Origin of the sequence: Enterococcus sp. DIV0774 (genome assembly GCF_050539095.1) — a bacterium.
GTDB classification, from domain to species: domain Bacteria; phylum Bacillota; class Bacilli; order Lactobacillales; family Enterococcaceae; genus Enterococcus; species Enterococcus faecalis.
Genome location: NZ_CP172923.1, coordinates 1,406,249 through 1,432,060, shown reverse-complemented (window position 1 = coordinate 1,432,060; position 25,812 = coordinate 1,406,249). Strand labels below are relative to the sequence as shown.

The following is a 25,812-nucleotide window of genomic DNA, read 5'->3' as shown; positions in this document are numbered from 1 at the left end:
TTAAGAGAAAATAGGGAAATCTCATTTTTTGACTTTTCAAGTGTGACAGAATCGGTTACTATGAATAGGGGAATTTGATCTATTATTATGTTTTACTATAGGAGGAAAATCATGAATTCAGCTTTTTTTGAAGAATTAAAAGCCCGTGGGTTGGTCTACCAAGTCACAGATGAAGAAGCCTTACAAAAACAATTAAATGAAGAATCTGTTAAATTATATATCGGCTTTGATCCAACGGCAGACAGTTTACACATCGGGCATCTACTGCCAATTCTTATGTTACGTCATTTCCAACAAAATGGCCATGTGCCCATTGCTTTAGTTGGTGGCGGAACTGGCATGATTGGTGATCCATCATTCAAAGATGCAGAACGTAGTTTAAACACACTTGATACAGTGAAAGCTTGGTCTGAAAGTATTAAAGGCCAGTTGTCACGTTTTATCGATTTTGAAGATGAAAAAAATCCAGCGATTCTAGCAAATAACTATGATTGGCTTGGAGAGCTTTCATTAATTGATTTCTTACGTGATGTTGGAAAAAACTTTACAATTAACTATATGATGAGTAAAGAAAGCGTGAAACGCCGAATCGAAACAGGAATTTCTTATACTGAATTTGCGTATCAATTATTACAAGCGTATGATTTCTTGAAATTGTACGAAACAGAAGGTTGTTTATTGCAATTAGGCGGCAGTGATCAATGGGGAAACATTACTTCAGGGATTGAATTATTACGCCGAGAACAAGAAGTTCAAGGATTTGGCTTAACTATGCCTTTAATTACAAAAGCAGATGGTACCAAATTTGGTAAAACAGAAGGAAACGCAGTTTGGTTAGATGCGGAAAAAACTTCGCCATATGAATTTTATCAATTCTGGATTAACACAGATGATCGTGATGTCGTGAAATTCTTGAAATACTTTACTTTCTTAACATTGGATGAAATTGCAACAATTGAAGAAGAATTTACAGCGAACCCAGGTCAACGTGCTGCGCAAAAAGCGTTAGCCAAAGAAGTGACTACTTTAGTCCACGGTGAAGCAGCCTATCATCAAGCGGTTAAAATTTCAGAAGCTTTATTCAGCGGGGATATCCAAAGCTTAACAGCAGAAGAAATTAAACAAGGCTTTAAAGATGTACCAACGTACGAGGTGCAACCAGAGGATCAATTAAGTTTAGTCGACTTATTAGTTACCTCAAAAATAGAACCATCCAAACGTCAAGCCCGTGAAGATGTTCAAAATGGAGCGATTTACGTCAATGGAGAACGTAGACAAGATTTAGCAGCTGAATTGACAGAAACTGATAAAATTGAAGGACAATTTACTGTGATTCGTCGCGGGAAGAAAAAATATTTCTTGTTAAAATACTAAAAAAATGAAAGCTTGGGACGAAGGTCGTTTAGACAACAGGTTCCAAGCTTTCGCTTTTAAAAAAGATAAATTGGGATTAATTCTGTTACAAAAAACTCTTTTTTACTATTGGGCATATTCAATTACAGATAACTTGTGCTATGCTAGAATAAAAAGTACAGTCGCTATAAGGAGTAGGTTATGAAATCAATTGTCGAAAAGTTAAACTTAACGAAGTATCAGCAACTAGTTATTTTAAATAGACCACAGGGAGAGTATCTATCTGAATTTGCTTCAGCCGCGCAGCAATTACCCTCAGAACCAGTTGAGCTGATTTTTGCATTTGTGAAAACGATGGCGGAATTTCAAGAGATTGTTTCAATGGTGATTGAAGGTCAACATTTAGTAGAAAATGGGTTGTTATATGTGGCTTATCCGAAAAAAGGCAATAAAATCTATCCAACCTTTGTCCACCGAGATGAAATTTTTCCAACATTACAAGTAAACGAGGCAGATGGGTATATTAAAGGCTCAACCTTAAAATTTAATCGCATGGTTAGTTTAGATGAGACTTTTACGGTTGTCGGCATGAAGAATGTTCTTAAAAAGCCAGCGAAGAATCAGACCAGTTCTGCTGTTGGGGATTATGTTCAATATTTACCAGAAATTGAAGCGTTGGTACAAACAGAACCAGCTGCTGCAGCGACATTCGCTGCATTAACGCCTGGTTATCAAAAAGAGTGGGCGCGGTATGTATTTAGTGCAAAGCGAGCGGAGACACGGAAAAAGCGGCAAACTGAAATGTTAGTCATTTTAAAAGAAGGCTATAAAACCAAAGCGCTTTATCAGCAAAGGAAGAAATAATGGCGCAGTCAATTGAAACAGTTACAGCATATATCGAAACAGTTGAACCAAACTGGCGAATTGCTTATCAGCAAGTATTAGATGTCGTTTCGCAAAATTTGCCAGCAGGATTTGAATTAACAATGCAATATGGCATGCCAACCTTTGTTGTACCGCTTTCAGTATTTCCGGAAGGCTATCTCAACCGTGGTGATGAACCGTTACCATTTATCAGTTTAGGCGCTACTAAAAGGCAAGTAGCTTTATATCACATGGGATTAATGGGAAATGAAGCCGTCCGAAGTTGGTTTCAAGAAGCCTATCAGGAACAAGTGTCAACAAAGCTAAACATGGGGAAAAGTTGTCTTCGCTTCACTAATCCTAAGCGAATACCCTATGAACTAATTGGCGAATTAGTAACAAAAATCACGCTTGAAGAATGGCTGCAACAGTATCAACACTACCAAAAGAAAAAGAAGAATTATTAGGAGGAACCACATGTTATTAGGATCACACGTTAGTATGAGTGGCAAGAAAATGCTATTAGGCTCTGCCGAGGAAGCGGCTAGTTATGGCTCAACAACCTTTATGATTTATACAGGTGCGCCACAAAACACGCGCCGGAAACCGATTGAAGAAATGAATATTGAAGCTGGGCAAGCGTTTATGAAGGAACACAATTTGAGTAATATCGTCGTTCATGCCCCGTATATTATTAATTTAGGCAATACAATCAAAACGGAAAATTTCGGTTTTGCCGTAGACTTTTTGCGACAAGAAATTGAGCGAGCACAAGCGTTGGGAGCAACGCAAATCACGTTACACCCAGGTGCGCATGTTGGCGCAGGTTCAGAAGCCGGCATCAAACAAATTGTTAAAGGTCTAAACGAAGTCTTGTGGAAAGAGCAAATCCCTCAAATCGCTTTAGAAACAATGGCTGGTAAAGGAACCGAAATCGGCCGTACGTTTGATGAACTAGCTGCGATTATTGACGGAGTTACGCTAAATGATAAACTTTCTGTCACTCTGGATACTTGCCACATTAATGATGCAGGGTATAATGTAAAAGATGATTTTGATGGCGTATTAGTTGAATTTGATAAAATTATCGGATTGGATCGTTTAAAAGTTATTCATGTGAATGATTCTAAAAATCCTATGGGCTCACATAAAGATCGTCATGCCAATATTGGCTTTGGCACTATTGGTTTTGAAGCTTTAAACGGTGTGGTTCACCATGAAAAATTAACTGCTTTACCAAAAATTTTAGAAACACCTTATGTCGGAGAAGACAAAAAAAATAAAAAGGCCCCTTACGGCTTTGAAATTGCGATGTTAAAAAATCAAACATTTGATCCAGAATTATTAGAAAAAATTCAAGGACAAAACTAAAGCAACAATCGCTTTTAAAGGTCCTATTGACATTTAAGAGCGTATATTTTTGACTTTTAATCACTATTTTGCAAAAAAATCAGACTTTTTTCATTATTTAAGAGAAATCCCGCAAAAAGAACTTTTCTTTTTTTGCTATTTCTAGTAAAATAATTCATTGAGAGCAAAACTATACGGAGAGGAGAGAGTTTCAATGGCAACAGGTTGGGTAGTATTAATCGCAGTAATCGCTTTATTAGTAGGCGCTGCAGGGGGCTTTTTCCTTGCACGCAAATATATGCAAGATTATTTCAAAAAAAATCCTCCCGTTAATGAGGATATGTTACGCATGATGATGGCATCAATGGGTCAAAAACCGTCAGAGAAAAAGGTTAGACAAATGATGCAACAAATGAAAAACCAAGGAAAATAGTAAAGGTTATTCAGGTAATCATGAATAAGTGTAAAAACGGGCTGATTTTCAGTCCGTTTTTTTGTTGTTTTGCGGGAGAATAGGATAATCTAGGAGGAAAAGAGCGAAACGTTTAATCAAAAACAACAATAACGAAGAAACCTTCTAGCTCGAAAGTAGTCTTCGTAGAACAACAAAGTAAAGGAGGGACAACTGAATGTCCATATTCAAAAAATTAGGCTGGTTTTTTAAGCAAGAGAAAAAAAGTTATATTATTGGGGTTTTCTCATTAATGATGGTCGCTCTTGTTCAATTAGTCCCGCCCAAAGTTATTGGCGTCGTTGTAGATGAAATCGTTAACAAAGAAATTCGCTTAACGAAAATTATCGTGTGGGTTGCACTCTTGGTTGGTGCTGGGCTTGCCCAATATCTTTTTCGCTATATTTGGCGGATGCATATTTGGGGGAGTGCCGCTCGTTTGGAAAAAGAGCTACGGACTCAATTATTTCATCATTTCACAAAAATGGATAGCATCTTTTATCAGAAATATCGGACAGGTGACTTGATGGCGCATGCAACCAATGATTTAAATGCCATCCAAAATGTGGCTGGAGCTGGGATTTTAACATTTGCTGACTCTGTGATTACGGGAGGAACAACGATTATCGCAATGGTTCTATTTGTCGATTGGCGCTTAACATTAATTGCTTTATTACCGCTGCCTTTATTAGCGGTCACCTCACGAGTTCTAGGTTCTAAGTTGCATGATGCCTTTCGAGATTCACAAGCTGCTTTTTCAGCGATTAATGATAAAACACAAGAAAGTATCACTGGAATTAAAGTCATTAAAACATTTGGGCAAGAAAAAGAAGATCTTGCTGATTTTACAGAGAAAATTGATGATGCTATCGTCAAAAATAAACGAACGAACTTTTTAGATGCACTATTTGATCCGTTTATTACGCTGATTATTGGTATTTCTTATGTTTTGACAATTATTATTGGTGGTCGTTTCATCATGGAAGGAACGATTAGTTTAGGTCAGTTGGTCTCTTTCATTGCCTATATTGGGATGCTAGTTTGGCCAATGTTTGCGATTGGGCGCTTATTTAATGTGTTAGAACGTGGGAATGCTAGTTACGATCGTGTGAACGAATTATTACATGAAAAAACGCATATTATCGAACGAAAAGATGCCATCAAAACAATGGCGCAAGGGACAATTTCAATGAAGATTGATTCTTTTTCTTATCCAAAAGAAGAGACGGTGGCTTTGGAAAATATCCAATTTTCGTTGCAAGAAGGAGAAACCTTGGGGATTGTTGGCAAAACAGGCGCTGGTAAAACCACTATTTTGAAATTGTTGATGCGTGAATATGACCAATACCAAGGAACGATTTTCTTTGGAAAACATAACATTAAAAATTACACATTAGATGCATTGATGGGTGCAATGGGGTACGTGCCACAGGACCATTTTCTCTTTTCCATGACGGTACGAGATAACATTCGTTTTGCTAAACCAGACTTGGAACAAGCAGCAGTTGAACAAGCGGCAGCATTAGCATTTATTAACCAAGAAATTAAAGCATTCCCTGAAGGCTATGACACAATGGTTGGGGAACGTGGCGTTTCGCTTTCTGGAGGACAAAAACAACGGATTTCTATTGCACGGGCCTTGATTGTTGAACCAGAATTGTTAATTTTAGACGATGCCTTATCTGCAGTCGATGCGAAGACTGAAGAGGCGATTTTATCAAATCTAAAAGAAACGCGCCAAGAAAAAACCACTATTATTACAGCGCATCGTTTAAGTAGTGTCATGCATGCAAAAGAAATCTTAGTGTTGGATGAAGGGAAAATTATTGAACGGGGGACGCATCAAGAGTTACTGGCTCAGAAGGGTTGGTATCAGCGGATGTGGGAAAAACAGCAATTAGAAGCGAAAATTGAAGGGAGTGAGAGTTAATGGAAGAAAAGTATCAATCCGAATGGTCCAGAGAATTACCGATGAAAGAACAATTAACGATTGTTCAGCGTTTGTTTCGTTTTGCCAAGCCATTTCAACGCATGTTTTACACAGCTATTCTCTTTGCATTTGGCTTATCAATTATCAATATTCTTTTGCCTAGAGTCATTCAAGTTTTTATGGATAATTATTTAACGCCTAAAACTGCTACAATGCAAGTGATTCTAACTTTTGCTGCTATTTATTTTTTTGGTGTCATTGTCAAAAGTATTGTTTGGTTTTTCCAATGGTATTTGTATTCGATGGCTTCTTTAAAAACGTATCAATATATACGAGTGAAATTATTTGAAAAATTACACACTTTAGGTATGCGTTATTTTGATCAAACACCAGCGGGTTCGACGGTGTCTCGTGTTACCAACGATACAGAAACATTGTTTGAATTCTGGTATGTATTCCTAATGGTGATTACAGGAATTTTTGCCGTAATCTCGTCATTTTTTGCAATGTTTCAACTCAGTCCAGAAATTTCATTTTATTGTCTAATTTTCTTGCCAATTTTATTAGTTGTAATTTGGTATTACCAAAAATTTAGTTCAAAATTATATCGCAGTATGCGGGAAAAATTAAGTCAATTAAACACCAAACTAAATGAATACATCTCTGGTATGCAAATCATTCAACAATTTCGCCAAGAAAAACGTTTGGAAAAAGAATTTGAAGAAACCAATGATGACTATTTAAAAACACGAGTAGCAATGATTCGTATGAATTCGTTATTATTAAGTCCCATCATTAATTTGTTGTATACGTTGGCGATTGCATTGGCCTTAACTATGTTTGGCATCGATGCTTTACATTCTCCTGTAGAAGCGGGAATGATTTATGCTTTTGTAACGTATGTCCAAGCTTTTTTTAATCCGATGACACAAATGATGGACTTCCTAAGTATCTTTACAGATGGGATTGTCGCAGGTAGTCGTATTTTAAAAATTATGGATACGGAAGAATTAACACCGCAACAATCAGTAGGTGCGAATGGGGAAATTATTCGCGGGAAAATTGAATTTCGTAATGTTACTTTTTCTTATGACGGCAAAAACGAAGTATTGAAAAATATTAGCTTTGTTGCAAATCCCGGGGAAACCGTCGCTTTAGTCGGTCATACTGGAAGTGGTAAAAGTTCAATTATTAATGTACTCATGCGTTTCTATGAATTTTATGAAGGGCAGATTTTAATTGATGATCGTGACATTCGTGATTTTCCCATGACAGAATTACGGGAAAAGATGGGCTTGGTATTACAGGATGCTTTCATGTTTTATGGAGATATTGCTGGAAATATCCGTTTACTGAATCCAAACATCACAGATGAACAAATTAAACAGGCTGCGGAATTTGTTCAGGCGGATAAATTTATTCACACGTTACCCAATACCTATCATGCGAAAGTCATTGAACGAGGAGCGAGTTATTCTAGCGGACAACGTCAATTAATTTCGTTTGCACGAACAATTGTAACTGATCCCAAAATTTTAGTTTTAGATGAAGCAACCGCTAATATTGATACAGAAACAGAAGGATTGATTCAAGAAGGATTAGCCAAAATGCGACAAGGAAGAACGACAATTGCGATTGCGCATCGCCTTTCGACGATTCGTGATGCAAACTTGATTTTAGTTTTAGACAAAGGGCAGATTGTAGAACGAGGAACGCACGAAACGTTACTGGCAGAAGGGGGCCTTTATGCGGATATGTATCAGTTACAAAGTACGGAAGTTTAACGTAACAACAGAAAGAGTTAAATAACCCAAACAAAGACATTTAGTGTTAGGAAATTCCTAATTCTAGGTGTCTTTGTAGCTCTTTAAATTGCAAAAAAGAAGAGAAATGGTATGATATGAAGAGAGAAAAATAAACGAGGAAGTTAGGTGGAACTGTGAAGCCAGTTATAGTCAAAAATGTGCGAATAGGTGAAGGCAATCCCAAAATTGTGGTGCCCATTGTTGCTCGAACAGCCGAGGATATTTTGGCCGAAGCAACGGCGAGCCAAACACTAGATTGTGATTTGGTGGAATGGCGTTTAGACTATTATGAAAATGTCGCTGATTTTTCCGATGTATGTAATCTTTCACAACAAGTAATGGAACGGTTGGGGCAAAAACCGTTATTGTTAACTTTTCGTACACAAAAAGAAGGCGGCGAAATGGCTTTTTCCGAGGAAAATTATTTTGCTTTGTATCATGAATTAGTGAAAAAGGGTGCGTTGGATTTATTAGATATTGAATTATTTGCGAATCCGCTGGCGGCAGATACGTTAATTCACGAAGCTAAAAAGGCGGGGATTAAAATTGTTCTCTGTAATCACGACTTTCAGAAAACACCATCGCAAGAGGAGATTGTCGCGCGGTTACGCCAAATGCAAATGCGTCAGGCAGATATTTGTAAAATAGCTGTGATGCCACAAGATGCGACAGATGTACTTACGTTACTTTCAGCAACCAATGAAATGTACACCCATTATGCATCCGTTCCAATCGTTACTATGTCAATGGGACAGTTAGGGATGATTAGTCGCGTAACAGGTCAACTGTTCGGATCGGCACTAACTTTTGGCTCAGCCCAGCAAGCGTCTGCACCAGGCCAACTATCCGTACAAGTATTAAGAAATTATTTAAAGACATTCGAACAAAACAAGTGATTCAGAAGGTGAAAAAAGTGGCAAAGAAAAAAACACAACAAAAAACGAATGCGATGCGCATGGTGGAACAACATAAAGTACCATATAAAGAATATGAATTCGCTTGGAGCGAAGATCATTTAAGTGCAGAAAGTGTCGCTGAAAGTTTAGATATTGACAAAGGACGAATTTTTAAAACCTTGGTTACAGTAGGTAATAAAACAGGTCCAGTCGTGGCTGTCATTCCTGGTAATCAAGAATTAGATTTGAAAAAATTAGCGAAAGCTAGTGGCAACAAAAAGGTAGAAATGCTTCACTTAAAAGATTTAGAAGCAACCACAGGCTATATTCGTGGGGGCTGTTCACCAATTGGGATGAAAAAACAATTTCCCACCTATTTAGCTGAAGAAGCTCAACAATATTCTGCAATTATTGTTTCTGCAGGCAAACGTGGCATGCAAATTGAATTAGCACCTGAAGCAATCCTTTCGCTAACCAATGGGCAATTAGCGGAAATAACGACAGAAGAATAAGTGGGCTATAAGAAGAAGTCGAGACAGAACCGTTTATCTGTTTTTAAGCGTGGAGCAAAAATCCCAAGTGATTTTTGCTCCACGTGTTTAATTATCAAATTAATAAAGGAAAAGCATTAAGTAAACAGTGCTACTTTTTATTGGGATAAAATTTTTGTAATGCTTGCCGTGCGAGCATATCGGCCGCTTTGTTTTGACTTTCAGGTAGCCATTTGATTAAGAGCAAAGGAAAATTCTTTTCTAGTTGTTGATATTCTGCTAAATAAGGCTGGTACTTTTCATTTTTAGCATAGTTTTTTTCAATTGTTTGGACAACAATTTTACTATCTGAGTGGAGAAGAACGGTTTGTTGATTGTCTTCATTGGCAATCGCTTGTTTTAAAGCTTCAATCAGCACTTTAAATTCGGCTTCGTGATTACTAACAATGCCTAAAGGCACATGCAATTGTTGCCGCGATTGGTCGGTGAGGTAAACGATACCGCCGCCAGATTCACCTGGATTGCCTTTTGTTGCAGCATCTACATAAATTCTTAACATAAAATTACTCCTAATTTCTTTTTGTTCTTAAAAAAAGTATGTTACTATTATAACATATTTAAATTTAGCGGCGTTGATCCAGAAGTAGTGAGGGCACTTTATGAAAAAACAGAAATTCTATTGGCAGCCAGAATTAGCATCAACAATTATTTACTGGTCTTGCACATTTTGTATATTATTTATTAGTTTAATTTTAGCATTGGAAAATAATGGTCCTTACTTGATTAGTAATCTGGTGATGGTTCCATTTTTTGTGTTTGCTTATCTAGGAATTGCGCGGTCTTTTAATATGACAGAAACATCTTTAATTGTCAGAGATGTTTTGTGGTTTCGCAAAAAAGCACTTCCGCTTTCTCAGATAGAAAAAGTAACCTACAATGAAAAAAGCATCGAAATTTTTTCCTCAGAATTTAAGGAAGGCTCAAAAGTCTTTTTAATGAAAAAGAAAACGATTCCGTTATTTCTTGAGGCACTTAAGGTAAAAAAGCCTGAATTGAAGGTAGCAGAAGATCATTCTTTGGGCCTTCATAAAAAAGAAGAAAAAAACAAGAGTGAGTCATAAGTCGAAACGACTGGTGACCCACTCTCAAAATCTTAAAATAATCAGCTGAAACAAACGCTACGTTTACTTACTTTTTGGAGCAAAGCGTTGTTGGTTCAGCTTTTTTAGTTATCTATTTTTTTGACATGTGCTGCTTGTAGCCCACGATTGCCTTCCATTATCTCGAACTCTACAGATTGATTCTCATCAAGTGATTTGAATCCGTCACCTTCTATAGCAGTGAAGTGGACAAAAATCTCATCTTCTTCGTTGTAAACGATAAAACCATAACCTTTTCTGTTATCGAACCATTTGACAATTCCTTTTTGCATCCAATTCACGCTCCTTTTAGATTTGTAAAGACACTTTCATTATACGAGAAAAGGCTACCAAACGTCAATGGTTGGGTTGTTTAAAAAAGGTTATTCTAGCCATTCTATTCAATACAAGCTATAATTTAAAAGAAACAATGTGTCACAAAGACGATAAAGAATTGAAAAGGGGTCCGTTATGAAGACAGATATTAACATTGCACAAGCAGCAACATTAAAACCTATTCAAGAGATTGCCGAAACAATCGGTCTTTCAGAAGATTCGCTCGAACTTTATGGAAAATACAAAGCGAAAATAGATTTTCCAACGCTTCAATCCTTAGAAGCGAAGCCAGAAGGTAAATTAATCCTCGTTACGTCGATTAATCCAACACCAGCAGGAGAAGGAAAATCAACCGTGACCATTGGTTTAGGAGATGCATTAAATCAAATCAATAAAAAAACAGTTATTGCCCTAAGAGAACCATCATTAGGTCCTGTGATGGGGATTAAAGGTGGCGCAACAGGTGGCGGTTACGCACAAGTATTACCAATGGAAGAAATCAATTTGCATTTTACTGGTGATATGCATGCGATTACGACAGCCAATAATGCCTTAGCTGCGTTACTAGATAATCATTTACAGCAAGGAAATGAATTAAAGATTGATTCTCGACGGGTGATTTGGAAACGGGCAGTGGATCTAAATGATCGTGCGCTTAGACAGGTCGTTGTTGGTTTAGGCGGTCCTTTCCAAGGTGTACCAAGAGAAGACGGTTTCGATATTACTGTGGCAAGCGAAATTATGGCGATTCTTTGTTTAGCGCAAAATTTAACGGACTTAAAAGAACGCTTAAGTCGGATTATTGTCGCCTATAATGACCAAAGAGAGCCGGTGACGGTTAAAGATTTAAACGTGGCAGGTGCCCTGACTTTATTATTAAAAGACGCCTTAAAACCTAATTTAGTTCAAACGATTGAAGGAACTCCAGCTTTTGTTCACGGTGGTCCTTTTGCCAATATCGCTCATGGATGTAACAGTATTTTAGCGACAAAAACGGCTTTGCATCTAGGGGATTATGTCGTAACAGAAGCGGGTTTTGGTGGTGACTTAGGTGGCGAAAAATTTTTAGATATTAAAGTACCTTCTTTAGGAAAAGCACCCGATGCCGTTGTGATTGTGGCAACGATTCGCGCGTTGAAAATGCATGGCGGTTTGGCGAAAGATCAGTTAGCAGAAGAAAATTTACCAGCGTTACAAAAAGGCTTTGCCAACTTAGAAAAACATATTCAAAACATGCAACGTTATGATGTACCAGTAGTTGTTGCAATTAATGAGTTTACACAGGATACAGAAAAAGAAATTCAACTATTGAAAGAAGCCTGCCAAGCGTTAGGCGTGCCCGTCGAGTTAACAAGTGTTTGGGCGCAAGGTGGCGCAGGTGGCACGAATCTAGCGAAAACAGTAGTAGCAGAGATTGAAGCCAATACAAAACAGTTTCAACCTTTATATAATCCTCGCCAAACTATTGAAGAAAAAATTCAAGCCATTGTACAAACGATTTACGGCGGGGAACAGGCGATTTTTTCTCCGAAAGCGCAAAAACAAATCGCAGATTTTACAAAAAATGGTTGGGATCAATTACCAATTTGCATGGCGAAGACACAGTATTCACTTTCTGACGATCCTCAAAAATTAGGACGGCCAGAAGGATTTACGATTACGATTCGTGAGCTAGTTCCAAAAATCGGTGCGGGGTTTATCGTGGCGTTAACGGGTGACATTTTAACGATGCCTGGCTTGCCGAAGGTTCCTGCTGCGTTAAATATGGATGTGGACGAAACGGGTCAAGCGAGCGGTCTCTTTTAAAGCCGCTCTTTCCTGAGACCTATTTTTAGTATATACTTGAAAGTAGCTCAATAAAAAATAATGACGGAAATTTATTGCGTAGTTTATTATAAGGAGCAACGACTATGGGGGAACGAGCAGATACATTTTTAGCACACTTTAATCGCATTGAAAAGTGGATGAGAGAGAGACTGAACAATCCTGTCAATATGGGATTCAGTGAAATGACAAGACGTCTTTCCCGAAAAGAAAAAGGACAGATTGCTCAATTTGAAGAGGATTTGCTTCAAATGGCTCAGTTAAGAAATGCCATCGTTCATGAGCGAATTGCTGATGATTTTGTAATTGCAGAGCCAAACGAATGGGCAGTTCAACGAATTGAAACGATTGAACAAGCTTTAACAAAACCAGAAAAAGTAGTGCCTAAATTTGCGAAACGTGTTACAGCTTTTGAAATCACCACTTCTTTAGAAACGTTATTAACGATTATTGCAAAAAAACAATATTCTCAATTTCCGATTTATGAAAAAGGTGTATTTAAAGGATTAATCACGGTTCGAGGGATTGGTGTATGGTTTGCCATTGAGAGCACCAAAGGCGAAGTTCACATTGCCAACCGAACGGTGCGAGAATTGTTGGCATCAAATTATAAACGCAGCAACTATCAATTTGTTTCAATTGAAGCAACCGTTTTTGAAGTTGAACAAATGTTTCGGGAGCAGCCACGCTTAGAAGCTGTGCTTATTAGTAAAAGTGGCCATCCTAATGGTGAGTTAGTAGGCATTGTTCGACCAAGAGATTTAGCAAGTATTCATAGAGAAAAGGAATGACGCGATTGTTAGTAGTATATTTTTTAATCAGTGCTTTATTAGTAGGGCTTGACCAATGGAGCAAATATTTGACGGTCCAAAACATTTCTTTGGGTGAAACAAAAGAATTCATTCCTGGATTTTTGTCGCTGACCCATTTAAGAAATACCGGAGCTGCTTGGAGCTTATTAGAAGGAAAGATGATATTCTTTTATGTCATCACAGTAATTGTTAGTGTCGTGATTATTTATTTATTAATTAAGAATTATAAAAAAAGTGTCTGGTATTCTGTAGGTTTATCTTTTGTCTTAGCAGGTGCCATTGGAAATTTTATTGATCGTGTACGTTTAGGCTACGTGGTGGACATGCTCCAAACGGATTTTATGAATTTTCCTATTTTTAATGTTGCAGATAGTACGTTAGTGGTCGGCGTTATTTGTATATTTATTTATTTGATTTTAGATGAAAAAGCAGCAAAGGAAGGCAAAAATGGAACAAATTAACGTAACGATTCAAACAGAAAAAGGCCGGATTGATAAAGTATTAAGTGAACATTTACCCAATCATTCCCGCTCGCAAATTCAACAATGGTTAAAAGAAAAACACGTAACAGTTAATGGTGAAACGGTCCGCGCAAATTACAAAGTTACAGCAGGCGATGAAATTGTTGTAACAATTCCTGAACCAGAAGTTCTAGATATGGTAGCAGAGGATATTCCTTTGACCATTGTTTATGAAGACAATGATGTGATTGTTGTCAACAAACCTCAAGGCATGGTCGTTCATCCTTCGGCAGGGCATCCCAAGGGTACATTAGTGAACGCGTTACTTCATCATGCGGATCACTTATCGGCGATTAATGATGTGGTGCGACCGGGAATTGTTCATCGAATTGATAAAGATACTTCGGGGCTATTGATGGTGGCTAAAAATGATCAAGCCCATGAATCATTAGCGAAACAGCTAAAAGAAAAAACATCGTTACGTAAATACGTTGCCTTGGTCCACGGTGTTATTCCTCACGATAAGGGAGAGATAAATGCGCCTATTGGTCGTTCCAAGGTTGACCGCAAAATGCAAGCGGTCATTGAAGGCGGTAAAGAAGCAGTCACGCATTTTACTGTTTTAGAGCGTTTTGATGCATTTACCTTAGTTGAATTACAACTAGAAACAGGCCGGACACATCAAATCCGTGTTCACATGAAATATATCGGTTATCCATTAGCTGGAGATCCATTATATGGACCGAAAAAAACATTGCCTGGCAATGGACAATTTTTACATGCGAAGTTATTAGGCTTTACACATCCTACTACAGGTGAACAATTAGTCTTTGAAGCACCTTTACCAGAAGTTTTTGAAAAAACTTTACACCAATTAAGAAATAATCATTGATTTTTTTCTGAAGAAGAGGTAAACTCTTTTTTAAGAAGAAAAATAACTAAATAACTGTAACCTTTAAGTTTAGTCCCGTGAGGCTAAGAAGGAATCATGCAAAAGAACACTAGGTGCGCTTAGTTAGTAAGTTGTGTGGGCTACATGGTACCCTTGTACCTTTTTAAACTGTAACCAACATCCTCCTATCCTCATACGGGTAGGAGGATTTTTTGTTGGAAAAAATAACAGGACAATTTCAATAAAAATCCACTTATTTTTCAGCTGCTCAATTGAAGGAAGAATCGCTGACCCCAAGACAGCGAGGACGTAGATAAAAAAGAAATGAGGAGGAAATTATTATGCCAAAGAAAGAAGTTGTTGACGCAGTCACAATGAAACGAGCGCTTACTCGAATCTCGTATGAAATTATTGAAAGAAACAAAGGAATTCAAGACATTGTTTTAGTAGGAATTAAAACGCGTGGGATATACATTGCACAACGTCTAGCCGAACGCTTAAAACAATTAGAAGATATTGACGTGCCAGTTGGTGAATTAGATATTACTTTGTATCGTGATGATGTGAAAGATATGGAGGAACCTGAATTACATTCTTCTGACGTACCAGTCTCAATTGAAGGTAAAGAAGTTATTTTAGTGGATGATGTCTTGTACACGGGCCGGACCATTCGTGCTGCGATGGACGCTGTTATGGATTTAGGTCGTCCAAGAAAAATCTCTTTAGCAGTCTTAGTAGATCGTGGGCATCGGGAACTACCGATTCGTGCCGATTATGTAGGAAAAAATATTCCAACATCAAAAACTGAGGAAATTATTGTGGAAATGGAAGAGCGTGACGGCGCAGATCGTATTATGATTAGTAAAGGAAACGAATAAAAAGGAGTGAACAACGTTGTCAGAAAAAGAATTTCGAAATGAAGATGCAGTCTTAGATATTAAAGACAGACCGCAAGCTTTTCACTGGGTTGGCCTAAGTTTACAACATTTATTTACGATGTTTGGCGCAACGGTTTTAGTACCAATCTTAGTGGGAATTGACCCAGGGATTGCGTTAGTCAGTTCAGGATTAGGAACAATGGTCTATCTGATTACTACAAAAGGAAAAATCCCCGCTTATCTTGGCAGTAGCTTTGCTTTTATTGCAGCGATGCAGATGTTAATGAAGAGTGATGGTTATCCAGCCATTGCCCAAGGTGCTATGACAACCGGCTTGGTATACCTAATCGTTTCATTAATCATTAAAAAAATTGGTTCCGACTGGTTGGATAAAATTTTACCGCCTATCGTTGTAGGACCTGTCGTGATGGTTATCGGTTTAGGCTTGGCAGCTAATGCCGCAAATAACGCAATGTATAACAACAACGTTTATGATTTTAAATATATTGCCGTAGCCTTGATTACTTTAGGCTTAACCATTTTTTACAACATGTTTTTCAAAGGCTTCTTAGGATTAATTCCAATTCTTTTGGGAATTGTCAGTGGGTACCTAGTCGCTTTAGCTTTCGGAATTATTGACTTAACCCCTATTAAAGAAGCTGCTTGGTTTGCTTTACCGAATTTTGAAGTACCTTTTGTTCAATATGAACCGAAATTGTATTTAAATGCCATTACAACAATGGCACCAATTGCTTTTGTAACAATGACAGAACATATTGGTCATTTAATGGTCTTGAATAAATTAACCAAGCGCAACTTTTTCCAAGACCCAGGCTTATCTAAAACTTTAATGGGAGATGGCTTAGCGCAAATTGTAGCAGGTTTTGTTGGTGGACCGCCAGTTACAAGTTATGGTGAAAATATCGGCGTGCTGGCAATTACAAGAGTACACAGTGTCTTCGTGATTGGTGGAGCCGCGGTGTTCGCTGTAGCTTTAGGATTTGTTGGAAAATTAAGTGCCTTGATTCTAAGTATCCCAGGACCAGTTATTTCAGGAATTAGTTTCGTCTTGTTCGGTGTGATTGCCGCAAGTGGTTTGAAAATCTTAATCGATAATAAGATTAATTTTGATAAGAAAAAGAATTTATTGATTGCTTCAGTAATTTTAGTCATCGGCATTGGTGGCTTAGTCTTCAAAGTAGGAACCTTTGAATTGTCTTCAATGGCATTAGCAACCGTCTTAGGAATTGTTTTGAATTTAATTTTACCGGAAAACGCACGTAGCGAAGAACAGTAGGAGGACTGGACGAATGATTATTACATCTGAACGAATTAGTTTAAAACATCTTTTAACTGCTGAGGCTTTAACCGACCGTGAAGTCATGGGGTTAATCCGTCGCGCAGGAGAATTTAAACAGGGGGCAAAATGGCACCCAGAAGAACGTCAATATTTTGCAACAAACTTGTTTTTTGAAAATAGTACTCGAACACATAAAAGTTTTGAGGTAGCTGAGAAAAAATTAGGCTTAGAAGTGATTGAGTTTGAAGCAAGTAGAAGTTCTGTTCAAAAAGGAGAAACGTTATACGATACAGTACTAACGATGTCGGCAATTGGTGTAGATGTAGCAGTCATTCGTCATGGTAAAGAAAATTATTACGATGAATTGATTCAAAGTAAAACGATTCAATGTTCTATTATTAACGGTGGGGACGGGAGTGGACAACACCCTACACAATGTTTATTGGATCTGATGACCATTTATGAAGAATTTGGTGGATTTGAAGGCTTGAAAGTGGCGATTGTGGGAGATATTACACATTCTCGCGTTGCTAAATCAAATATGCAGTTATTAAACCGTTTAGGCGCTGAAATTTATTTTTCAGGTCCAGAAGAGTGGTACGATCATCAGTTTGATGTCTATGGACAATATGTGCCATTAGATGAAATTGTTGAAAAAGTCGATGTGATGATGTTGCTTCGCGTGCAGCACGAACGTCATGATGGTAAGGAAAGTTTTTCAAAAGAAGGCTATCATTTGGAATATGGTTTAACCAACGAACGGGCAACTCGTTTACAGAAACACGCAATTATTATGCATCCAGCGCCAGTCAATCGGGATGTTGAACTGGCAGATGAATTAGTGGAAAGTCTGCAATCAAGAATCGTCGCGCAAATGAGTAATGGAGTCTTTATGCGCATGGCAATTTTAGAAGCAATTTTACATGGAAAGGCCTAGGTGGAGAAATGAAGACGTTAATTAAGAATGGGAAAATCATCAAAAAAGAGAATCAATTGATTGAGGCAGCACTTTGGCTAGAAAATGGTGTGATTCACGCAATCGGGGAATCGTTTGACGAAGCAGATTTTGAGCAAGTGTTTGATGCGAACGGGCAACTAATCACGCCAGGCTTGGTCGATGTGCATGTTCACTTTAGAGAACCAGGCTTTACGTATAAAGAAACGATTAAAACGGGCAGTAAAGCTGCTGCTCGCGGTGGTTTTACTACGGTTTGCGCAATGCCCAATTTGAATCCAGTACCAGATACGGCTGAAAAATTAAGTGAGGTTTACGACTTAATTCAAAAAGATGCAGTCGTGAAAGTTTTACAATATGCCCCCATTACAGAAGAGCTACGGAGTGAAGTTTTAACCAATCAGAAGGCCTTAAAAGAAGCGGGCGCCTTTGCATTTACGAATGATGGTGTTGGTGTCCAAACGGCAGGAACGATGTACTTAGCCATGAAAGAAGCGGCTGCATTAAATATGGCGCTTGTTGCGCACACGGAAGATGAATCTTTATTATTTGGTGGTGTGATGCATGAAGGCGAAGTTTCTAAGAAATTAGGCCTACCAGGGATTTTAAGTGCAACGGAAGCTTCACAAATTGCTCGGGATATTACTTTAGCAAAAGAAACAGGCGTTCATTATCATGTTTGTCATGTTTCAACAGAAGAAAGCGTGCGCGTTATTCGGGATGCTAAAAAAGCAGGGATTCACGTAACAGCCGAAGTTTCGCCACACCATTTAATTTTAGTCGATGAGGATATTCCTGGTGACGAAGGGTTTTGGAAAATGAACCCGCCATTACGTGGTTTAGCAGATCGACAAGCATTGATTGACGGTTTGTTAGATGGCACGATTGATTGTATTGCTACCGACCATGCGCCCCATGGTTTAGAAGAAAAACAACAATCATTTTTAAACGCACCTTTTGGTATTGTCGGTAGTGAAACGGCCTTCCAATTGATTTATACGAACTTTGTCGAAACAGGCATTTTCACATTAGAACAAGTGATTGATTGGATGGCAGAGAAACCAGCAGAAATTTTTGGATTAAACGCAGGAACACTAACAATTGGTGCACCAGCAGATATTGCAGTTTTTGACTTAGCAACAGCTGCACCAATTGATGCAGAAGCATTTGAATCAATGGCTGTCAATACACCATTTACAGGGTGGACAGTCAAAGGAAAGACACTTATGACATTTGTTGACGGAGCATTAGCTTGGTCGGAGGAGGCGCAGTAGGTTTGAAAAGGTTATTGATTTTAGAAGACGGAACAGTATTTGAAGGAAAAGCGTTTGGTGCAGAAGGCAATGTAGTAGGAGAAGTTGTTTTTACTACTGGCATGACAGGTTACCAAGAAGCAATTACTGACCAAAGTTTTAATGGACAAATGATTACTTTTACGTATCCATTAGTTGGAAATTACGGGGTCAACCGAGATGATTATGAATCCATTGCACCAACCTGTAAAGGTGTCATTGTTAAAGAGCATGCGCGGGTTGCTTCAAATTGGCGTCAACAAATGACCTTGGATGAATTTTTAAAGCGCAAAGGGATTCCGGGAATTTCAGGAATTGATACGCGTGCGCTGACTCGTAAGTTACGATCAGCTGGAACAATGAAAGGGAGCATCATTGATGCCGTGGATGATTTGCCGCATGCGTTTGATCAATTAAAAGCGACAGTCATGCCGAAAAATCAAGTGGCACAAGTCTCCACCACTAAGCCTTATCCGAGTCCAGGTATTGGGCGTAATGTGGTCGTCGTTGATTTTGGGTTGAAACATAGTATTTTGCGAGAATTATCAAAACGGCAATGCAACTTAACCGTGTTGCCTTATAATACAACGGCCGAAGAGATTTTAGAATTAAGTCCCGATGGTGTCATGTTGACAAATGGGCCTGGAGATCCCAAAGATGTACCTGAAGCTATTGAAATGATTCAAACAATCCAAGGAAAAGTTCCAATTTTCGGCATCTGCTTAGGTCATCAGTTATTTTCATTAGCGAATGGTGCGGATACGTATAAGATGAAGTTTGGACATCGTGGTTTGAATCATCCTGTACGAGAAATTGCAACAGGACGCATTGATTTCACTTCACAAAATCACGGATATGCCGTGGATGAAGCAACAATTGATCCAGAAAAATTACTTGTGACCCACGTGGAAGTCAATGATGGAACGGTTGAAGGCGTACGTCATCGAGATTATCCTGCTTTTACTGTGCAATATCACCCAGATGCGGCTCCAGGACCGCACGATGGTCTTCATTTATTTGACGAATTTATGGAATTAATGGATGCATGGAAGGAGCAAAACTAATGCCAAAACGAACGGACATTAAGAAAATCATGGTGATTGGTTCAGGACCAATCATTATTGGACAAGCAGCAGAATTTGACTATGCAGGCACACAAGCCTGTTTAGCGCTAAAAGAAGAAGGGTATGAAGTTGTTTTAGTAAACTCAAATCCAGCGACCATCATGACCGATAAAGAAATCGCGGATCATGTTTATATTGAACCGATTACTTTAGAATTTGTTTCAAGAATTTTGCGAAAAGAACGTCCTGATGCTCTTCTACCAACATTAGGTGGTCAAACTGGATTAAATATGGCGATGGAATTATCGGAATCAGGAATTTTAGATGAGCTAAATGTAGAATTGCTAGGAACAAAGCTCAGTGCGATTGACCAAGCGGAAGACCGTGATTTATTTAAACAATTGATGGAAGAATTAGAACAACCGATTCCAGAAAGTGAAATTGTCAATACGGTGGAACAAGCCGTGGCTTTTGCCAAACAAATTGGCTATCCAATTATCGTTCGTCCCGCATTTACCTTAGGTGGAACAGGCGGCGGCATGTGTGATACGGAAGAAGAACTCCGTCAGATTGCCGAAAACGGTCTGAAATTATCACCAGTTACACAATGTTTAATTGAAAAAAGTATTGCTGGTTTTAAAGAAATTGAATATGAAGTGATGCGTGATTCGGCTGATAATGCGATTGTGGTTTGTAACATGGAAAACTTTGATCCTGTCGGCATTCACACTGGGGATTCGATTGTTTTTGCTCCGAGTCAAACTTTATCAGATTATGAATACCAAATGTTACGAGATGCGTCTTTGAAAATTATTCGTGCATTAAAAATTGAAGGTGGCTGTAATGTTCAATTAGCTTTGGACCCGCATAGCTTTAATTATTATGTGATTGAAGTGAATCCTCGTGTTTCTCGCTCATCTGCACTTGCTAGTAAAGCCACAGGGTATCCCATTGCGAAGTTAGCTGCAAAAATTGCTGTTGGTTTAACATTAGATGAAATGAAAAATCCAGTTACTGGAACCACTTATGCCGAATTTGAACCGGCTTTGGACTATGTTGTTTCCAAAATTCCTCGTTGGCCTTTTGACAAATTTGAAAAAGGTGCTCGAGAACTAGGAACGCAAATGAAAGCAACCGGGGAAGTCATGGCAATTGGCCGCAATATTGAAGAATCCTTATTAAAAGCAGTTCGTTCTTTAGAAATTGGTGCTTATCACAACGAGTTAGCAGAACTAAGTCATGTCAGTGATTTAGAATTAACGAAGAAAATGGTCCATGCGCAAGATGATCGATTGTTCTACTTATCAGAAGCCATTCGTAGAGGATATAGCATCGAAGAATTACAAAGTTTAACGAAAATTGATTTATTCTTCTTGGATAAACTTTTACACATTATCGAAATTGAAACGACCCTTGAAAGTCACGTGGACAACGTAGCTGTCTTGAAAGAAGCCAAACAAAATGGTTTTTCTGATCGGAAAATTGCGGCACTTTGGGGACAAACAGAACAAGCCATTGCTGACTTCCGCAGAGCCAATCAAATTGTGCCCGTCTATAAAATGGTCGATACGTGTGCTGCAGAGTTTGAATCACACACGCCTTATTTTTATAGCACGTATGAAGTGGAAAACGAAAGCAATGTTTCGAAAAAGCCTTCTGTACTAGTATTAGGTTCTGGTCCCATTCGCATTGGTCAAGGGGTCGAGTTTGATTATGCAACGGTTCATTCTGTCAAAGCGATCCAAGCGGCTGGTTATGAAGCAATTATTATGAATAGTAATCCTGAAACAGTTTCAACAGATTTCTCTGTTTCTGATAAATTATACTTTGAGCCATTAACTTTAGAAGACGTCATGAATGTGATTGATTTAGAAAATCCGATTGGCGTGATCGTCCAATTTGGTGGACAAACAGCGATTAATTTAGCTGAGCCGCTCACAAAACAAGGCGTTAAAATTCTTGGAACAACGATTGAAGATTTAGATCGTGCGGAAAATCGTGATTTATTTGAACAAGCTTTGCAAGAGTTAGCGATTCCTCAACCACCAGGAGATACGGCCACAAGTGCAGAAGAAGCAGTCGTGATTGCTGATCGTATCGGCTATCCCGTTTTAGTTCGTCCAAGTTATGTTTTAGGTGGTCGTGCAATGGAAATTGTCGAAAATCAAAAGGATTTGGAAGATTATATGCGACATGCAGTCAAAGCTTCTCCAGAACATCCTGTCTTGGTTGATAGCTATTTATTGGGACAAGAATGTGAAGTTGATGCCATTTGTGATGGTGAAACAGTACTAATTCCAGGGATTATGGAACATATTGAACGAGCTGGCGTTCATTCTGGTGATTCAATGGCGGTTTATCCACCGCAGTATCTTTCTCAAGAAATTCAAGCAACGATTGCCGATTATACAAAAAAACTGGCACTTGGTTTAAACTGTGTAGGTATGATGAATATTCAATTTGTTATTCATGAAAATCGTGTTTATGTGATTGAAGTGAATCCTCGTGCGAGTCGAACAGTTCCTTTCTTAAGTAAAATCACAGGGATTCCGATGGCCCAAGTTGCTACAAAAGCGATTCTTGGTGAGAAACTGACTGACCTAGGATATCAAGATGGATTATATCCTGAAAGTAAACAAGTTCATGTGAAAGCCCCTGTGTTCTCCTTTACGAAACTACAAAAAGTAGATACGTACTTAGGGCCTGAAATGAAATCAACTGGGGAAGTTATGGGTAGTGATTATTATTTAGAAAAAGCCTTGTATAAAGCCTTTGAAGCATCTGGCTTGCATTTGCCAAGTTATGGGGCTGTACTTTTCACCATTGCTGATGAAACAAAAGAAGAGGCTTTAGAAATTGCTAAGCGTTTTTCAGCAATTGGCTATAGTTTAGTCGCAACGGAAGGAACCGCTGACTTTTTAGCGAAGCATCAGTTGCCTGTTAAGAAAGTGACGAAAATTTCTAATCCTGAAGGGGAAACCGTGCTGGATGTCATTCGTAATGGGAATGCACAAGTGGTAATCAATACCATGGATAAAAATCGTTCCAGTGCCAACCAAGATGGTTTTTCAATCCGTCGGGAAGCAGTCGAACATGGGATTCCATTGTTTACCTCACTTGACACAGCGAATGCGATTTTAAAAGTTTTAGAATCAAGAGCCTTTACGACAGAAGCCATTTAAGCAAAAATCTGGAACAATCGTCTGAGGAGGACTGTTCCAGATTCTTTTACGAAGAAATAGAAAATCATTTATAGGGGAATCAGAGAATAAAGGAGTGAAGGATACTGATGCAGAGAAAGCAAGAAATGATGACCATTGTAGCTCAAAAACAGTTAGCGCCACGGATTTATCAGTTAGACTTACAAGGCGAGTTAGTGAAAGAGATGACACGACCTGGACAGTTTGTGCATATCAAGGTTCCGCGTGCAGATTTACTTTTGCGGCGACCGATTAGCATCAACCAAATTGATCATTCGAACGAAACCTGTCGTTTGATTTATCGAGTCGAAGGCGCTGGAACGGAAGTGTTTGCCACAATGAAGGCTGGTGAACAATTAGATATTTTAGGTCCTTTAGGAAACGGCTTTGATATAACTACCGTAGCAGCTGGTCAGACTGCTTTTATCGTTGGCGGAGGAATCGGGATTCCCCCATTGTATGAATTATCAAAACAACTCAATGAAAAAGGCGTGAAAGTGATTCATTTTCTTGGTTATGCATCAAAAGAGGTTGCTTATTACCAACAAGAATTTATGGCATTAGGAGAAACACATTTTGCCACAGATGACGGCTCGTTTGGCGCTCATGGCAACGTGGGCCGTTTATTGTCAGAAGCGTTAGCAAAAGGACGGATCCCTGATGCAGTTTATGCTTGTGGTGCGAATGGTATGTTAAAAGCAATTGATTCTTTATTTCCAACACATCCACACGTTTACCTTTCTTTAGAAGAACGGATGGCCTGTGGAATTGGGGCTTGCTATGCCTGCGTTTGCCATAAAAAAGGAGACACTACTGGAGCAAAAAGTGTCAAGGTCTGTGATGAAGGTCCGATTTTTAAAGCAAGTGAGGTTATCTTATGATGAAAAATCCTTTAGCCGTTTCAATTCCAGGTTTAACATTAAAAAATCCAATTATTCCCGCCAGTGGTTGCTTTGGGTTCGGGGAAGAATATGCTAACTATTATGACCTTGATCAATTAGGTTCAATTATGATTAAGGCAACAACGCCCCAAGCACGATATGGAAATCCCACGCCACGTGTAGCTGAAACACCTAGTGGTATGCTAAATGCCATTGGATTGCAGAATCCAGGTTTAGAAGTGGTTATGCAAGAAAAATTACCGAAATTAGAAAAATACCCTAACTTACCGATTATCGCAAATGTTGCAGGTGCTTGCGAAGAGGACTATGTGGCTGTTTGCACAAAAATTGGGCAAGCGCCTAACGTCAAAGCAATTGAACTGAATATTTCCTGTCCTAATGTGAAACATGGCGGCATAGCTTTTGGTACAGATCCAGACATTGCTTTTCAATTAACACAAGCAGTCAAAAAAGTCGCCTCTGTTCCGATTTATGTTAAACTATCACCAAACGTAACGGACATTGTGCCGATCGCCCAAGCAATTGAAGCAGGGGGCGCAGACGGTTTTTCTATGATTAATACATTGCTAGGGATGCGCATTGATTTAAGAACGAGAAAACCTATTTTAGCCAATCAAACTGGTGGACTATCTGGCCCAGCCATTAAACCTGTTGCTATTCGCTTAATCCGACAAGTCGCCAGTGTTTCTCAGTTGCCAATTATTGGAATGGGTGGTGTTCAAACAGTGGATGATGTCTTGGAAATGTTCATGGCAGGTGCTAGCGCTGTCGGGGTTGGTACGGCCAACTTTACAGATCCATACATTTGTCCGAAGTTGATTGACGGATTACCTAAGCGAATGGAAGAGTTAGGTATTGAATCGTTGGAACAATTAATTAAAGAAGTGAGAGAGGGGCAGCAAAATGCACGATAGACCAATTATTGCGTTAGATTTTCCCACGCAAAAAGAAGTGGCTGTTTTTTTAGAAAAATTCCCTAAGGAAGAAGCCTTGTTTGTTAAAGTGGGGATGGAACTTTTTTACGCAGAAGGACCAGCGATTGTTCGCTGGCTTAAAGAACAAGGGCACGATGTTTTCTTGGATTTAAAATTACATGATATTCCGAATACTGTGGAAAAAGCGATGACAAATTTAGCAAAATTAGGCGTTGCCATTACTAATGTCCATGCAGCAGGGGGCGTTCGAATGATGCAAGCAGCTAAGGAAGGTCTAATCAAAGGGACTCAGCCAGGCGCTAAGGTTCCTGAGTTAATTGCTGTAACCCAGTTGACTTCTACTAGTGAAGAAGAGATGCACCATGATCAATTAATCAACGTTCCTTTAGAGACAAGTGTCATTCATTATGCTAAATGTGCGGAAAAAGCGGGTCTGGATGGCGTGGTTTGTTCAGCATTAGAAGCACGTGGTATTCAAGAAGCAACCAAGCAGACGTTTATTTGCTTAACACCTGGTATTCGTCCAGCAGGAAGTGCAGTAGGTGACCAACAACGGGTCGTTACGCCGCAACATGCTCGCGAAATTGGGTCCACATATATCGTTGTTGGCCGACCTATTACCCAAGCAGAAAATCCTTATGAAGCCTATCAAGAAATCAAAAAAGACTGGAGCGAAAAGTAA

The 25,812-nt window shown here is 38.8% G+C and carries 26 protein-coding genes; 24 read left to right on the top strand and 2 right to left on the bottom strand.

From position 1 onward, the window contains the following. The first annotated feature begins 111 nt into the window (after nucleotides 1–111). The 10 genes from tyrS (at nucleotide 112) to ybaK (ending at nucleotide 9,161) form a co-directional block, all read left to right on the top strand. Nucleotides 112–1,374, top strand: a complete 1,263-nt coding sequence (gene tyrS / locus IGL86_RS06995; protein WP_430605582.1) for a tyrosine--tRNA ligase — start codon at nucleotides 112–114, stop codon at nucleotides 1,372–1,374. Nucleotides 1,375–1,378: 4 nt separating this feature from the next. Beyond that, nucleotides 1,379–1,558: a hypothetical protein gene (locus IGL86_RS06990; protein ID WP_016615162.1), complete on the top strand. Its 180-nt coding sequence runs from the start codon at nucleotides 1,379–1,381 to the stop codon at nucleotides 1,556–1,558. Continuing rightward, complete coding sequence (locus tag IGL86_RS06985) at nucleotides 1,555–2,217, top strand: YdeI/OmpD-associated family protein (protein WP_033625745.1); 663 nt, start codon at nucleotides 1,555–1,557, stop codon at nucleotides 2,215–2,217. Before IGL86_RS06990 ends, IGL86_RS06985 begins: the two co-directional genes overlap by 4 nt. Continuing rightward, on the top strand, nucleotides 2,217–2,684 hold the full coding sequence (locus IGL86_RS06980) for a DUF1801 domain-containing protein (RefSeq protein ID WP_002369299.1): 468 nt from the start codon (nucleotides 2,217–2,219) through the stop codon (nucleotides 2,682–2,684). Before IGL86_RS06985 ends, IGL86_RS06980 begins: the two co-directional genes overlap by 1 nt. A gap of 10 nt (nucleotides 2,685–2,694) precedes the next feature. Continuing rightward, nucleotides 2,695–3,588, top strand: a complete 894-nt coding sequence (locus tag IGL86_RS06975; RefSeq protein ID WP_010715252.1) for a deoxyribonuclease IV — start codon at nucleotides 2,695–2,697, stop codon at nucleotides 3,586–3,588. Nucleotides 3,589–3,781: 193 nt separating this feature from the next. Further along, nucleotides 3,782–4,000, top strand: a complete 219-nt coding sequence (locus IGL86_RS06970) for a YneF family protein (RefSeq protein ID WP_002357397.1) — start codon at nucleotides 3,782–3,784, stop codon at nucleotides 3,998–4,000. A gap of 196 nt (nucleotides 4,001–4,196) precedes the next feature. Beyond that, nucleotides 4,197–5,948, top strand: a complete 1,752-nt coding sequence (locus tag IGL86_RS06965) for an ABC transporter ATP-binding protein (RefSeq protein WP_033625743.1) — start codon at nucleotides 4,197–4,199, stop codon at nucleotides 5,946–5,948. Continuing rightward, on the top strand, nucleotides 5,948–7,732 hold the full coding sequence (locus IGL86_RS06960) for an ABC transporter ATP-binding protein (protein ID WP_010823724.1): 1,785 nt from the start codon (nucleotides 5,948–5,950) through the stop codon (nucleotides 7,730–7,732). The genes IGL86_RS06965 and IGL86_RS06960 overlap by 1 nt, the downstream gene beginning before the upstream one ends. A gap of 155 nt (nucleotides 7,733–7,887) precedes the next feature. Beyond that, nucleotides 7,888–8,649 carry a type I 3-dehydroquinate dehydratase gene (gene aroD / locus IGL86_RS06955; RefSeq protein ID WP_010712514.1) on the top strand — a complete coding sequence of 254 codons (762 nt, stop codon included), beginning with the start codon at nucleotides 7,888–7,890 and terminating at the stop codon, nucleotides 8,647–8,649. Then, nucleotides 8,646–9,161: a Cys-tRNA(Pro) deacylase gene (ybaK, locus tag IGL86_RS06950; protein WP_033625742.1), complete on the top strand. Its 516-nt coding sequence runs from the start codon at nucleotides 8,646–8,648 to the stop codon at nucleotides 9,159–9,161. The genes aroD and ybaK overlap by 4 nt, the downstream gene beginning before the upstream one ends. Before the next feature lie 130 nt (nucleotides 9,162–9,291). Here the strand turns inward: ybaK and IGL86_RS06945 are convergent, their stop codons facing one another. Next, a complete protein-coding gene (locus tag IGL86_RS06945) occupies nucleotides 9,292–9,699 on the bottom strand; it encodes a ribonuclease HI family protein (RefSeq protein WP_002357402.1) in 408 nt (135 codons plus the stop codon). A gap of 100 nt (nucleotides 9,700–9,799) precedes the next feature. Between IGL86_RS06945 and IGL86_RS06940 the strand changes: the two genes are divergently transcribed. Continuing rightward, nucleotides 9,800–10,261 carry an EbsA family protein gene (locus tag IGL86_RS06940; RefSeq protein ID WP_002357403.1) on the top strand — a complete coding sequence of 154 codons (462 nt, stop codon included), beginning with the start codon at nucleotides 9,800–9,802 and terminating at the stop codon, nucleotides 10,259–10,261. 104 nt (nucleotides 10,262–10,365) lie between these two features. Here the strand turns inward: IGL86_RS06940 and IGL86_RS06935 are convergent, their stop codons facing one another. Next, nucleotides 10,366–10,572 (bottom strand): cold-shock protein, encoded by a 207-nt coding sequence (locus IGL86_RS06935; protein ID WP_002357404.1) that lies wholly within the window; start codon nucleotides 10,570–10,572, stop codon nucleotides 10,366–10,368. Nucleotides 10,573–10,750: 178 nt separating this feature from the next. Here IGL86_RS06935 and IGL86_RS06930 point away from each other — a divergent pair, with 178 nt between their 5' ends. From IGL86_RS06930 to pyrF, 13 genes are all read left to right on the top strand, one after another. Next, nucleotides 10,751–12,421, top strand: coding sequence for a formate--tetrahydrofolate ligase (locus IGL86_RS06930; protein ID WP_002371060.1), 1,671 nt, complete (start codon nucleotides 10,751–10,753; stop codon nucleotides 12,419–12,421). A 104-nt stretch (nucleotides 12,422–12,525) separates the two neighbouring features. Continuing rightward, complete coding sequence (locus IGL86_RS06925) at nucleotides 12,526–13,230, top strand: CBS domain-containing protein (RefSeq protein WP_002360173.1); 705 nt, start codon at nucleotides 12,526–12,528, stop codon at nucleotides 13,228–13,230. Nucleotides 13,231–13,235: 5 nt separating this feature from the next. Then, entirely contained in the window at nucleotides 13,236–13,712 is a 477-nt protein-coding gene (gene lspA / locus IGL86_RS06920) for a signal peptidase II (protein WP_002366774.1), read from the top strand. Then, entirely contained in the window at nucleotides 13,699–14,604 is a 906-nt protein-coding gene (locus IGL86_RS06915) for an RluA family pseudouridine synthase (protein ID WP_002357408.1), read from the top strand. The genes lspA and IGL86_RS06915 overlap by 14 nt, the downstream gene beginning before the upstream one ends. 338 nt (nucleotides 14,605–14,942) lie before the next feature. Continuing rightward, nucleotides 14,943–15,482, top strand: coding sequence for a bifunctional pyr operon transcriptional regulator/uracil phosphoribosyltransferase PyrR (gene pyrR, locus IGL86_RS06910; protein WP_301280621.1), 540 nt, complete (start codon nucleotides 14,943–14,945; stop codon nucleotides 15,480–15,482). A 16-nt stretch (nucleotides 15,483–15,498) separates the two neighbouring features. Further along, a complete protein-coding gene (locus tag IGL86_RS06905; RefSeq protein WP_002357410.1) occupies nucleotides 15,499–16,779 on the top strand; it encodes a solute carrier family 23 protein in 1,281 nt (426 codons plus the stop codon). 13 nt (nucleotides 16,780–16,792) lie between these two features. Beyond that, entirely contained in the window at nucleotides 16,793–17,719 is a 927-nt protein-coding gene (locus IGL86_RS06900) for an aspartate carbamoyltransferase catalytic subunit (protein WP_002357411.1), read from the top strand. Nucleotides 17,720–17,727: 8 nt separating this feature from the next. Then, nucleotides 17,728–19,011 carry a dihydroorotase gene (locus IGL86_RS06895; RefSeq protein ID WP_033625714.1) on the top strand — a complete coding sequence of 428 codons (1,284 nt, stop codon included), beginning with the start codon at nucleotides 17,728–17,730 and terminating at the stop codon, nucleotides 19,009–19,011. 2 nt (nucleotides 19,012–19,013) lie between these two features. After that, nucleotides 19,014–20,093: a carbamoyl phosphate synthase small subunit gene (locus IGL86_RS06890; protein WP_025190545.1), complete on the top strand. Its 1,080-nt coding sequence runs from the start codon at nucleotides 19,014–19,016 to the stop codon at nucleotides 20,091–20,093. Then, nucleotides 20,093–23,275 carry a carbamoyl-phosphate synthase large subunit gene (gene carB, locus IGL86_RS06885; RefSeq protein ID WP_033625713.1) on the top strand — a complete coding sequence of 1,061 codons (3,183 nt, stop codon included), beginning with the start codon at nucleotides 20,093–20,095 and terminating at the stop codon, nucleotides 23,273–23,275. Before IGL86_RS06890 ends, carB begins: the two co-directional genes overlap by 1 nt. Nucleotides 23,276–23,382: 107 nt before the next feature. Further along, nucleotides 23,383–24,174 carry a dihydroorotate dehydrogenase electron transfer subunit gene (locus IGL86_RS06880; protein WP_002365731.1) on the top strand — a complete coding sequence of 264 codons (792 nt, stop codon included), beginning with the start codon at nucleotides 23,383–23,385 and terminating at the stop codon, nucleotides 24,172–24,174. Then, the gene (locus tag IGL86_RS06875; RefSeq protein ID WP_025192687.1) at nucleotides 24,171–25,109 is read left to right on the top strand and encodes a dihydroorotate dehydrogenase; all 939 of its coding nucleotides are present in this window, start codon (nucleotides 24,171–24,173) and stop codon (nucleotides 25,107–25,109) included. Before IGL86_RS06880 ends, IGL86_RS06875 begins: the two co-directional genes overlap by 4 nt. After that, on the top strand, nucleotides 25,099–25,812 hold the full coding sequence (pyrF, locus tag IGL86_RS06870; RefSeq protein ID WP_002369313.1) for an orotidine-5'-phosphate decarboxylase: 714 nt from the start codon (nucleotides 25,099–25,101) through the stop codon (nucleotides 25,810–25,812). The genes IGL86_RS06875 and pyrF overlap by 11 nt, the downstream gene beginning before the upstream one ends.

What these genes read in the sequence shown, in the direction of transcription:
- tyrS (WP_430605582.1), top strand. Translation starts at nt 112, where the DNA reads ATGAATTCAGCTTTTTTTGAAGAATTAAAAGCCCGTGGGTTGGTCTAC.
- IGL86_RS06990 (WP_016615162.1), top strand. Translation starts at nt 1,379, where the DNA reads ATGAAAGCTTGGGACGAAGGTCGTTTAGACAACAGGTTCCAAGCTTTC.
- IGL86_RS06985 (WP_033625745.1), top strand. Translation starts at nt 1,555, where the DNA reads ATGAAATCAATTGTCGAAAAGTTAAACTTAACGAAGTATCAGCAACTA.
- IGL86_RS06980 (WP_002369299.1), top strand. Translation starts at nt 2,217, where the DNA reads ATGGCGCAGTCAATTGAAACAGTTACAGCATATATCGAAACAGTTGAA.
- IGL86_RS06975 (WP_010715252.1), top strand. Translation starts at nt 2,695, where the DNA reads ATGTTATTAGGATCACACGTTAGTATGAGTGGCAAGAAAATGCTATTA.
- IGL86_RS06970 (WP_002357397.1), top strand. Translation starts at nt 3,782, where the DNA reads ATGGCAACAGGTTGGGTAGTATTAATCGCAGTAATCGCTTTATTAGTA.
- IGL86_RS06965 (WP_033625743.1), top strand. Translation starts at nt 4,197, where the DNA reads ATGTCCATATTCAAAAAATTAGGCTGGTTTTTTAAGCAAGAGAAAAAA.
- IGL86_RS06960 (WP_010823724.1), top strand. Translation starts at nt 5,948, where the DNA reads ATGGAAGAAAAGTATCAATCCGAATGGTCCAGAGAATTACCGATGAAA.
- IGL86_RS06945 (WP_002357402.1), bottom strand. Translation starts at nt 9,699, where the DNA reads ATGTTAAGAATTTATGTAGATGCTGCAACAAAAGGCAATCCAGGTGAA.
- IGL86_RS06940 (WP_002357403.1), top strand. Translation starts at nt 9,800, where the DNA reads ATGAAAAAACAGAAATTCTATTGGCAGCCAGAATTAGCATCAACAATT.
- IGL86_RS06935 (WP_002357404.1), bottom strand. Translation starts at nt 10,572, where the DNA reads ATGCAAAAAGGAATTGTCAAATGGTTCGATAACAGAAAAGGTTATGGT.
- IGL86_RS06930 (WP_002371060.1), top strand. Translation starts at nt 10,751, where the DNA reads ATGAAGACAGATATTAACATTGCACAAGCAGCAACATTAAAACCTATT.
- IGL86_RS06925 (WP_002360173.1), top strand. Translation starts at nt 12,526, where the DNA reads ATGGGGGAACGAGCAGATACATTTTTAGCACACTTTAATCGCATTGAA.
- IGL86_RS06915 (WP_002357408.1), top strand. Translation starts at nt 13,699, where the DNA reads ATGGAACAAATTAACGTAACGATTCAAACAGAAAAAGGCCGGATTGAT.
- IGL86_RS06900 (WP_002357411.1), top strand. Translation starts at nt 16,793, where the DNA reads ATGATTATTACATCTGAACGAATTAGTTTAAAACATCTTTTAACTGCT.
- IGL86_RS06895 (WP_033625714.1), top strand. Translation starts at nt 17,728, where the DNA reads ATGAAGACGTTAATTAAGAATGGGAAAATCATCAAAAAAGAGAATCAA.
- carB (WP_033625713.1), top strand. Translation starts at nt 20,093, where the DNA reads ATGCCAAAACGAACGGACATTAAGAAAATCATGGTGATTGGTTCAGGA.
- IGL86_RS06880 (WP_002365731.1), top strand. Translation starts at nt 23,383, where the DNA reads ATGCAGAGAAAGCAAGAAATGATGACCATTGTAGCTCAAAAACAGTTA.
- IGL86_RS06875 (WP_025192687.1), top strand. Translation starts at nt 24,171, where the DNA reads ATGATGAAAAATCCTTTAGCCGTTTCAATTCCAGGTTTAACATTAAAA.
- pyrF (WP_002369313.1), top strand. Translation starts at nt 25,099, where the DNA reads ATGCACGATAGACCAATTATTGCGTTAGATTTTCCCACGCAAAAAGAA.